This is a genomic window from Paenibacillus sp. DMB20 (assembly GCF_000987955.1).
Lineage (GTDB): Bacteria > Bacillota > Bacilli > Paenibacillales > Paenibacillaceae > Paenibacillus_AQ.
Window position 1 is genome coordinate 31,246 of record NZ_LAZU01000048.1, and the last position, 10,208, is coordinate 41,453.

The window sequence follows — 10,208 nt, forward strand, 5'->3', positions numbered from 1 at the left end:
ATCATCACCTGCTTTAAATTTACAATAATAAGGTTATTACCCCATTGTAACCAACTTGAAAATAAAAAATGAGACTGAAAAATAAATATGTAATTTTCAAAATAATATTTCAATATAATCGTTTCAAACCCCGAAAACACCGTTTAAGTATGTACTACGCCAGAAAATTTATTGGGAGGGAAACGTGATGAAAAGAAAAGAGTGCATCGCTATGCTGTTGGCTGGAGGAGAAGGTAAAAGATTGGCTCCTTTAACGTCGAAGCTGGCCAAACCAGCCGTTCCGTTCGGCGGCCATTACCGTATTATCGATTTTCCTCTCAGCAATTGTGTGAATTCCGGAATCGATACCGTTGGGGTTCTTACGCAATATGAGGCGGAATCGCTGCATGAGCATATCGGAGAAGGCGAGCCTTGGGGCTTAACCCGATCCGGAGAAAGCGGAATCGCCCTTCTTCCTTCGTATAATACCGATCAGAGCGAATATTTGGGCACGGCTGACGCGATTTTCAAAAACATCGATTACATTGACCGCCATAACCCGGAGCATGTACTCGTCTTATCCGGCGACCACATTTACCATATGAATTACCGAGAAATGCTTGATGCTCACATCAACCAGGGAGCTTCCGCCACCATTTCCGTCATGGAGGTCCCATGGGAAGAAGCAAGCCGTTTTGGGGTAATGAGCGTAGACAATGACCTCAAAATCACGGAGTTTGCGGAAAAGCCCGCGAAACCGGAAAGCAACCTCGCTTCCATGGGTATTTACCTGTTCCAATGGGACTACCTGAAACAGCATCTGATGGAGGATGCCGCCGACTCGAATTCAAGCCACGACTTCGGAAAGGACGTCATACCCAAAATGCTGTCCGGCAACGAAGACCTGTTCGCCTACAGATTCCAGGGCTACTGGCGCGATGTCGGTACGGTAGAAAGCCTGTGGGAAGCCCATATGGATGTGCTGAATCAAACCGACCTCGTTCTTGAGAAGCAGGAGTGGCCAATGTTTACGCGGCCTTGGCGTACCAAACTGACCGCACGCAAAAACCGCTCCGTCGAATTCAGCGAAAGCCTGATCCACGACACCTGTACTTTTGAAGGAAGAGCCAAACGCTCCGTTGTCTTTTGCGGCGCCGAAATCGGCAAGCTGTCTACCGTGAAGGACAGCGTGGTGATGCCGAATGCCAAAATCGGCAAAGGCGCTCATGTTGAGCATGCCATCATCGGCGAAGGTGCCGTCATTAAAGACGGCGCGATCGTGAAAGGCTCGACCGGCAACGTGGTTGTGGTTGGACCATACGAAACCGTTATGCCGAAACCGACGGTTCGGACCCAACCTTCCCGCCTCCTGCAGGACGTTTACGAAAAGGGACGCCTGCGTGCCAACGTCTCTTCTTCTTAAGTTATTCCACCCGCCGGACAGAAACTCCTTCGCCCGGGAATGGACGAAGGAGTAATTCCTAAAAAAAGCGGCCCGAACATCTCGGACCGCTTTTTTTATGCGTTTATGTTGGAATGACCGTCAAAAGCTTCTCATACAAATGAACGTATCGGCTTCCCATGCCTTGTTTTGCGATAAAGCGGTATCCCAGCCCACGGTAATAGGCGTTCAGCCCTTCCAAATGAGACACGCAATCCAGACGCAAGCCGATCTTTCCTTGGTCGGCGGCCCGAAGCTCGGCAAAGGCAATCATTTTGGTTCCGAGCCCAAGCCCACGGTAAGGCGGAAGGATGGCCAGCCTATGCAGATAAGCAAACCGGGTGTCATTACGCTCGGCCCAGTAAGAAGGGTCGCTCCCCTGCAGTGTGAACATGCCAACGGACTGACCACGATTCCGAAGGAGGAATACTTCTCTTTCCCGTAAATATTCGTCCATCAGGGCCGGCGAAAAAATCGAAGGGGTCCATTGATTTCGTCCCTCTCGCACCATCTGTTCGGCCGTCGTCTGAAGAATATTCAGCATCTCCTCCCTATGCTCAATCCGGGCAAGACCGATGTCAAACATCCCTTTGGAGGTTTCAAATTGATCGATAGCCTCGAATCCCATACCGCTTACCTTCCTTCCCTTCAAGTTCATGCACGTCACGCCGGATCTAAGGCCAACGGTTCGTCCGGTCCTTCGCCCCCTGCGGCAACACCGTCGGCAACCGGAATTTTGCCTTCCGGTAGCGGTAGTTTAACCTTAACGGTGGTGCCTTGTCCCAGCTCGCTCTCCATTTCCATCGTACCGTGATGCAGCTCAACCAGCTGCTGCGTAATGGCAAGTCCGAGACCGGTCCCTCCGTTCAGCGGATTGACCTGAAAGAAACGGTCCTTTACCCGTTTGATATGCTCTTCACTGATGCCGATCCCGAAATCGCGGACGACCACGGTTACGAACTTTTCCTCCATCTCAAAGGAAAGAAGTATCGTCCCGTTCTCATGCGAGAATTTGACGGCATTGTCGACAAGATTGAGGAATACCTGCTTCAATCGGTTGGCATCGCCGTAAATCATGGGCTTCACTTCGGTTTCAAGCTTGATTTGAACCCTTTTCTTCTCGGCTTTCGCCCATAGGTTCAGCATGATTTCCTGAAGCAGCTCGCGAAGACTGACGATTCCCATCACGAGTTTCATTTCATTCTGCTGAAGCTTCGAGAAGTCGAGAATCTCTTCCACAAGTCCGATCAAGCGGTCGGTCTCCTTGGTAATGATCTGCATGCCGATCTTGGTTTCGTCCGGATCGTAACCGCCCGAATTCAGCGTTTCGCTCCAGCCCTTAATGCTTGTCAGCGGGGTCCTCAGCTCATGCGATATGGAGGAGATGAAATCATCCTTGATCTGATTGCTCCGAACGATTTCCTGAGCCATGTAATTGAGCGTCGAGGCCAGCTCGCCAAGCTCGTATTTGTAATTTCCTTTGATCCGCACATCGAAGCGGCCTTTGGCCATCTGGGCCGATACCGCCCGGATGTTGTTGATCGGCTTCACGATCGAGTTCGCAAGTCCGATGCTGAAAGCAAGCACGGTAGCAAGGACCGCCGCACCGATCATGATCGCGATCAGCGTCAGATTGAGCAGTTTATCGTTGATCTTTTCAAGGGATGTGACGTAACGGAGCACGTACTGATTGTCCGGCCCATTGTTCAACACGTGGGATACGGCCATTATGATCTGCCCCGTTCCCTGCTGCTTGCCCACCCATCGGCTGGTATCCCCTGCCAATGCTTGCGTGACATCGCTCGTCCTGATCGTCATATCGGTCTGAAAGTTATTGGAGCTGATGAGAACCTGTCCGGAAGGGTTCAACAGTTGGAGTTCCGTCCCTGTCAGCTCGAAGTAGGAGATAATCTCCGTCAGCTTTGCCGTATCATCGTTCAACCGGTATTTTTGATAATAATCGTCGGCAAAGCTGATGTGTTTAGCGATGTAAGTGTACACACTGTCATAATAATACGTTCGCACCGCTAGAAGAAAAATAACCTCAACCAGCAGGAGCGCCATAAACACCACCAGAAAGTAGTGAAGGACGATCTCCCGCCGGATACCTTTTTTGATCATTGGCCCTGACCCTTCCACTTATAGCCGTGACCCCACACCGTTTGCAGAAATTCCGGCTCGGAAGGATTGTTCTCGATTTTCTGGCGAAGTCTGCGAATGTTTACGTCCACGATTTTCGGATCGCCCATGTACTCCTTGCCCCATACATGATCAAGGAGCACATCGCGGCTGAGCGGCGTATTCTCCTTCTCCAGAAAGAACTGGACGAGAGAAAATTCCGTCGGGGTAAGTTCCACCGGTTTCCCGTTCTTTTTAAACAGCTTGGATATCAAATCCAGCGTAAACGGCCCCGATTGAAACGTTACCTTAGCCGCCCCGGCGCGCTGAACATTAACCCGGCGCAGCAGGGATTGGAGCCTTGCGATCAGCTCGGTCGGGCTGAACGGCTTGCTGACATGGTCGTCGGCACCGACGGACAGCGCATAAACCTTGTCCTGCTCCTGCACCTTAGCCGTTAGAAAGATAATCCCGATTCGCTCGTTCGTTTCGCGGATCCGGCGGCACACTTCAAAACCGTCAATCCCGGGAACCATCACGTCAAGCAGGGCGATATCGATATCCGGAACCGTCTGGAGCAAATGGAGCGCTTCGTTGCCGTCACCCGCTTCCAGCACTTCAAAACCATTGCGTTTAAGATTGATTACGATAAAACTTCTTATGGATTCTTCATCTTCCAATATGAGTACTTTACTCAATGTCTACTTCCCCTTTCTTTCGATTGGAGCCACGTCGTTGTTGCTCTTCTTCTCATTCTTGCTTAGCTTAAGATCACCTTTATATCCGATGACCTGGTCCTTATTGCGAACCAGCACCTTCCACTGTTGTTTGGCCTTTTCCCATTCCGAAAGAGAGAAAAATTTCACTTCGGCTACCGTTTTCCCGCTGTCGATCATGATGAAATTCAAATATCTCGATTTATTCGAGCTCGGATGAATGGTCACTTTGTTATGCCACTCCTCGGGGAAGTTCAAGAAGAAGCGGTTGTCCATGTCCTCATATCGCTGCATGACAAACTTCAGGCCTTCCTTCGAATTGGCAAGAGGCGTCTTTCCGTCCCATTGGTAATAGGAGCTAAAATACGGAATTTCTTCGAAGGTCTTGTTCTCCCACCCCAAAGGTTCCTCCAGCAAACCGATTTCAAGGATCCCGTCTCCGTCGATATCCTGGCTTTCAATCGGAAGTTCCTTATAAGCAGCGTCTTCCTTCAGGACATCGACCAGCTTCCCGTCTTCCATTACAATCATCCTCGAGGTAGAAGAGGTGGAGACGATCGAAGCGTCCAAGATAATACCTTCTTTATCTTTCGCGACATTTCCTGAGACAATATTGTAATAACTCTCGATATTTTGTCCCAAGTCCAGCTTGGCGAGCTCTTTAAACGCTTCAATGTCGTGATCATACTGGTATGTCGCTATGAACGATAGTTCGTAACTCTGCAGCGAGACAACGGTCAATTCGTTCACCCGGTCCCCGTTCAAATCCGTCACTTCGAAATGCGTATACGGCAGCGGGAGCAGCTTCCGCAAAGAATCCCCCGTGAACGTATACACCGCTAGGCCGTTCTGAAGTTCCTTCTCGCCTCGTGAAAATCCGGCCACGATATCAAGCTTCCCGTCATTCGTGATATCAATGAGATCGAACGATTCAAGCACCGTGCCTTCCCCGTCAAAATCGATCTTTTTCACCCACGTGTTCCCCTGCTGCTGCAGGATCATACCGTGAATCTGAACTTCTTCATTAGGAGTTCTGTAAAAAAACGACGGCTTCCATCGTACCATCATTATTAAGGTCTTCGATACGGATGGAGCTGGGATCGGAATCGCTGCGCGGACGGATAATTTCTCCCTTCTCGGCACCGCTAGCATTGATGGCCGACATGACCGCCCCCATCAGCGTGGCTTTATCCGCCGGCAGATCCGGAGTCGTCATCAACGAGACCGGATCGCTAATAAAGCTGCAGCCGCCAAGAAGCAGCACCAGGAGCCCGGAGGCGGCCGCTTTCATGATTCTTGATTTCAACAGCATCATCTCTTTTCTATTCCAATCGCCGACGCACCTTCAGGTATGCCGGTTTGTAATTTATGGTACGGGTTCAACATGTCGATTTCGGCACAGGGAAGGTGGGATGAAACTTACTACCTAAATTATAGTCTGCTCTTTTCGCCGTGCGTCAATCGTCTGCCGGTCACATCGACCGCAATTTGTCCGCCGGATAATCCGATAATCCGCGTGCAGTACCGTTCGGCCAGCTCCAGCGGAATAACCGCAATTACCGTAAGTCGTTCTTCCGCGCACAAATTTTTCAAGGTTTGAAGAACATGCTCGGCGGATTTGGGATCAAGTCCCATGGTCGGCTCGTCCGCCAAAATGACATTCGCGCCATGAACCAACGCTCTGGCAATCGCGATTCTCTGCCGTTCGCCGCCGCTAAGCTCGCTTGCTTTACGGTGGGCCTTATCAAGCAGACCCAGATGCTCGATGGTGTCCATGGCGCCCATGTAATCATCGGAGCGTACCATACCGGTAAGCATCCGCCACCAGGGCGTTTGGCTGGCCTGTCCGATCAGTACGTTTTTCAAAGCGGTCCGGTTCACGTTCAGTACGGGATTTTGTTCGAGATAGGCCCATTCACGACGGATCTTCTTTTTCCCGCCCGGCTTCAGCATATCCTCCCCGTCGATCAAAAACCGTCCGCCGTCCCATTTTTCGCGAAGAGCCAGGCAGCTGAGCAGCAAACTTTTTCCGCTCCCGCTGCCGCCGATTAGACCGATCATTTCCCCTTTTTCCATTTGAAAGCTTATGTCATTCAACACCGGATTTTTCTCGGTGATTACTTTCTTCTTCAGGCGATCCACTTTAATCATATTTCGTCTCTCTCCCGTCGAGTGTCTTTTCCTCTACACTCTAGTTTAGAAGAAAGCGAAAGCAAATGCCATGAGAACAAACGTTCTCGTTTATTGAGTTTGCTTATGCTTAAACAACAGCCCCGAACATGCAAATGCAACATACAGGGAACCTAACATAACAAACATGCCTGCCGTCCAGCCGGTTTCCATCAGGCTTCCGCCGATATTCGGACCGATGATGCTGCCTGCATTAAAGTGAAAGGAAGCCACAACGTTCGCAGCAGGAAGCAAAAGCTTCGGCAGAATATCCGCTGCGTAAGCCAGACCGAGCGAAAAGAAAGAACCGACCATTCCGCCCGCAACCGTCAAGAGCACGAGCACGCTCCAATAGTTTGTCCCGGCAAAAGGAATCAGAACAAAACACAGTCCTCCCAAAATCCCCGCAAACGTAAGCACTCGTTTACGACCGAACCGGTCGCTCAGAATGCCGAGCGGCAGCTGCAGAATAAGACCGCCGATGCCTACAAACGGAAGCAGCGACGAGATCTGCTCAATCGTAAAACCGCTACGCAGCCCGTATACCGGGAAGTTGCTGTTGATTCCCGCTTCCATATAACCATACAAAAAGGCCGGGAGCAGCGCGTACCAGGCTAAAGCATAGCTCCGACGGAAACGGCCTTTCGGGGCGGTCTCGCCAAACGACTGCCGCTCCGGCTTCAAATCCGGAAGTTTGATGAGGACGATCAGCAGCATGATCAGGAACAGGCCTGCCAAAACCATAAAGGGTACGGCTTCTCCGTACTTCAGCAGCACCATTCCAAGCGGACCGATACTGAACCCAAGCCCGTACGACATCCCGTAAAAAGAGATGCTACGCCCCCGGTTTTGGGGGGTCGACATCATAAGCACCCATAACTGTGCCGCATAATGCAGCGCGCTGTCTCCAATGCCAACCAGAATCCGCAGCACAAACCATAACGCGATGCTTGGAAACAGCGGAAAAGCAACCAATGAGACCATGACAAGCACAAGTCCCGCGACAATGAGCTTTTTAAAACCGACGAGACCGAGCACCCTTTCCGCGATCAACGTCATAGCAAACGAACCAACATATAGAGCAGCCGCGTTCATTCCGTTCATGGACGATGAAACGCCCATCCGCTCCAGGAAAATGGCAAGCACGGGCAGCAGCAGTCCTTGACTGAGCCCCGCCGCGACCACGACAGAAATAAGTATGAGATAATGAATTCGCCCATCCCGGGCCTTAGCTGAACCTGACACGATAAAACTTCCTCCTCCAACAATTGAGCAACAAATAAAACGCCAAATGAACATTATAGTAGACAAGCCTGTTCCATACAAGCCATAATAAGAAAAACATCTATCGTTGTAATTCAAGGAAGACAGACCGCTTTTATATGTTGTTTTTCTTGCGATTAAAGAATTATTCAGGCTTCGCTGAAAACTTAGGCATTCTTTAATCTAAAGAAAAACATCTATCCGTCGTCGTAATTCAAAGAAGACAGACCGCTTTTAAATCTTGTTTTTCTTACCGTCTAACATTTATTCAGCTTCGCTGAAAACTTATAAATGCTGTAATCTTCATAACAATGTCATTGATCGGGAGGGTACTCGTTTCATGAAGTACAAAGTGAGCGTCGACGTTTCGGTGGTTTACGAGCTGCTCGGCAGCTTTATGATCTATGTAACGAGAAAATGGACCGATAATCTGGATATCGGCTCCAGGTTTATTTCGGATATGGATGCGCGTCTCCCCCATTCTGTCCGAACGGAGTTCGGCAAGGCGTATGCCTGGCCTTTTTTGGATTATGATATACTGTACGCGCTCGTCATTCTTCGAAAGAAATATGCCGATGTCCCGTCCTTTATCGACTGGATCGAGGAATCGAACCCGGAAGATCTGCATAAGAAACTGCAGGACTTTGTTCCTGCGCTGACCTTGAACGATCTAAAACGCATCGTTACCGACTATCCCCCGCTGCTTCGGCTGTGGAACGAACATTATTTCTCAGCGGTCGAGCCGGAATTGTGCACGCTGATAACCGAGGACGCCCAGGAAAAAAAACGTTTTGCTTCATAAAATGGAGCCCGAAGGACTGATCGAATACGCAACCGGCGGCGTTGTGCTGGACGATATTCCCGTAGACGCCATTATTTTATTTCCCGGCGTGCATTTCCGCCCGATTAACACCTACTGCTTCTACGAGAATGTTCTGCTGATCCAGTACCCCGTCGACGTGCCGGAGGAGAACGAGGACGAACCGCCTGTCGTGCTTCTCCGCATGACCGAGGCCCTGGCCGATCCCGAACGGCTGCGACTGCTCCGTTACGTGGCGGATGAGCCCAAGACAGTTAATGAAATGGCGGCCGACTTGAACCAGTCTTATGATAAGCTCATGCATCACCTGGTTATATTAAGGGCAGCCGGATTGCTGCGCTCCCACGTGAATGCCGGAGATCATAACGAGCGTTTCAGCCTGCGGCCGGACGGCGCCTCGGAGCTGCAAATGTTTCTGGAATCCTACATCCGGTTATCTTAAGCGGACAATACCCGAATCATATATAGAGAGAGTTTTCAAAGGAGTGTGAAAGATGACGATCGAGAGACAGCATATCATTTTTGACATGGACGATACGCTCATTCACTGCAACAAATATTTTGATTTGATTCTTGACGAGTTTTTCGATCTTCTTGAAGGCTGGTTTCAGGATCATGGAGTAACCGTCGAACAAATCCGCTCTAAGCAAATGGAAATCGATGTTGCCGGTGTGGACAAGCTCGGATTTGCAAGTGCTAACTTTCCCCAATCGCTGATTGATACTTACCGTTATTTTTGCGATCTTCATTCCAGGGAGATCAAGCTAAGCGAGGAAGAGCAGCTCTTTAAACTGGGACTCAGCGTGTACGATCAAGAAGTTGAACCCTATCCGGGCATGGTGGAAACGCTTGATACGCTGCAAAACGAAGGACACCGGCTCTACCTGTATACGGGCGGTGAAACGAAAATCCAAAAACGGAAAATCGAACAGATGAAACTTGCCGATTTTTTTGAGGATCGGATCTACATTCGGCAGCATAAAAACGTAAAAGCCCTGGAAGAAATCCTGTCGGCTGGAAACTTCAGTCGGCAGCTCACCTGGATGGTCGGTAACTCGCTTCGGACCGACGTCATCCCTGCTCTCACAGCCGGCATCAACAGCATCTACATCAAGCAGCGGAGGGAATGGCATTACAACTTGGTTGAATTGAAGCAGGAGCCGCATAACGTGCTGTACACCGTCTCCGCACTAACGGAAGTGCCGGAAATCATCGCTGAAAACACGGCCGCAGCATCGGATATCGTCGTACCTCAAAGATAACGGAACGCTTTTGCGGAAGACCGGTACTTTTAAAGTCAGAATATGGAAGCTACCGCAGCTTATCCGTAACTGATCCCTTGTACGATAAAAGGCAATCTCCCGACCTGAAGTGACCCCCAAAAGTTAGACACGGTAATTTCATCAGGCAGCTTTCTCAAAATGAGTTCGGTACTGTACCGGACTCATTTTTAATTTTGTTTTCAACCGTTTGGTATTGTAGTATTCAATATACTTTTTCAATTCTTCTTTGAAGTGTTCCACATTTTCAAACTCGTTGTAGTAAAGAAACTCCGACTTGAGAATGCCAAAGAAACTCTCTATGACGGCGTTGTCGTAACAATTCCCTTTTCGTGACATGCTTTGGAGAATGCCTCTCGACTTAAGCGCATGGCGATACGGCTTCATTTGGTAATGCCATCCTTGATCTGAATGAAGAAGAA

General features: G+C 49.7%; 10 protein-coding genes and 1 pseudogene. 3 read left to right on the top strand and 8 right to left on the bottom strand.

What is annotated here, in order from left to right; genetic code table 11:
- The first annotated feature begins 187 nt into the window (after positions 1–187).
- The gene (locus XI25_RS26825) at positions 188–1,402 is read left to right on the top strand and encodes a glucose-1-phosphate adenylyltransferase (protein WP_046681016.1); all 1,215 of its coding nucleotides are present in this window, start codon (positions 188–190) and stop codon (positions 1,400–1,402) included.
- 103 nt (positions 1,403–1,505) lie between these two features.
- Here XI25_RS26825 and XI25_RS26830 read toward each other — a convergent pair whose 3' ends face one another.
- The 7 genes from XI25_RS26830 to XI25_RS26855 all read right to left on the bottom strand — a co-directional run bounded on the left by XI25_RS26830 (position 1,506) and on the right by XI25_RS26855 (position 7,668).
- On the bottom strand, positions 1,506–2,048 hold the full coding sequence (locus tag XI25_RS26830; RefSeq protein ID WP_046681017.1) for a GNAT family N-acetyltransferase: 543 nt from the start codon (positions 2,046–2,048) through the stop codon (positions 1,506–1,508).
- Between the two features lie 35 nt (positions 2,049–2,083).
- The gene (locus XI25_RS26835) at positions 2,084–3,541 is read right to left on the bottom strand and encodes a sensor histidine kinase (protein WP_046681018.1); all 1,458 of its coding nucleotides are present in this window, start codon (positions 3,539–3,541) and stop codon (positions 2,084–2,086) included.
- Positions 3,538–4,236: a response regulator transcription factor gene (locus XI25_RS26840; protein WP_046681019.1), complete on the bottom strand. Its 699-nt coding sequence runs from the start codon at positions 4,234–4,236 to the stop codon at positions 3,538–3,540. Before XI25_RS26840 ends, XI25_RS26835 begins: the two co-directional genes overlap by 4 nt.
- Positions 4,237–4,239: 3 nt before the next feature.
- Positions 4,240–5,226 (bottom strand): hypothetical protein, encoded by a 987-nt coding sequence (locus XI25_RS26845; protein WP_327204865.1) that lies wholly within the window; start codon positions 5,224–5,226, stop codon positions 4,240–4,242.
- 52 nt (positions 5,227–5,278) lie between these two features.
- Positions 5,279–5,560: a hypothetical protein gene (locus tag XI25_RS36585; protein WP_327204866.1), complete on the bottom strand. Its 282-nt coding sequence runs from the start codon at positions 5,558–5,560 to the stop codon at positions 5,279–5,281.
- A 125-nt stretch (positions 5,561–5,685) separates the two neighbouring features.
- Complete coding sequence (locus tag XI25_RS26850; RefSeq protein ID WP_046681020.1) at positions 5,686–6,405, bottom strand: phosphonate ABC transporter ATP-binding protein; 720 nt, start codon at positions 6,403–6,405, stop codon at positions 5,686–5,688.
- Between the two features lie 90 nt (positions 6,406–6,495).
- Entirely contained in the window at positions 6,496–7,668 is a 1,173-nt protein-coding gene (locus XI25_RS26855; RefSeq protein WP_046681021.1) for an MFS transporter, read from the bottom strand.
- Between the two features lie 358 nt (positions 7,669–8,026).
- Here XI25_RS26855 and XI25_RS26860 point away from each other — a divergent pair.
- A pseudogene (locus XI25_RS26860) lies at positions 8,027–8,948 on the top strand (ArsR/SmtB family transcription factor).
- 52 nt (positions 8,949–9,000) lie between these two features.
- Positions 9,001–9,768, top strand: a complete 768-nt coding sequence (locus XI25_RS26865; protein ID WP_046681022.1) for an HAD family hydrolase — start codon at positions 9,001–9,003, stop codon at positions 9,766–9,768.
- A 141-nt stretch (positions 9,769–9,909) separates the two neighbouring features.
- Here the strand turns inward: XI25_RS26865 and XI25_RS26870 are convergent.
- On the bottom strand, positions 9,910–10,208 hold a 299-nt coding region (locus tag XI25_RS26870; protein WP_046681027.1), incomplete at its 5' end, for an IS3 family transposase.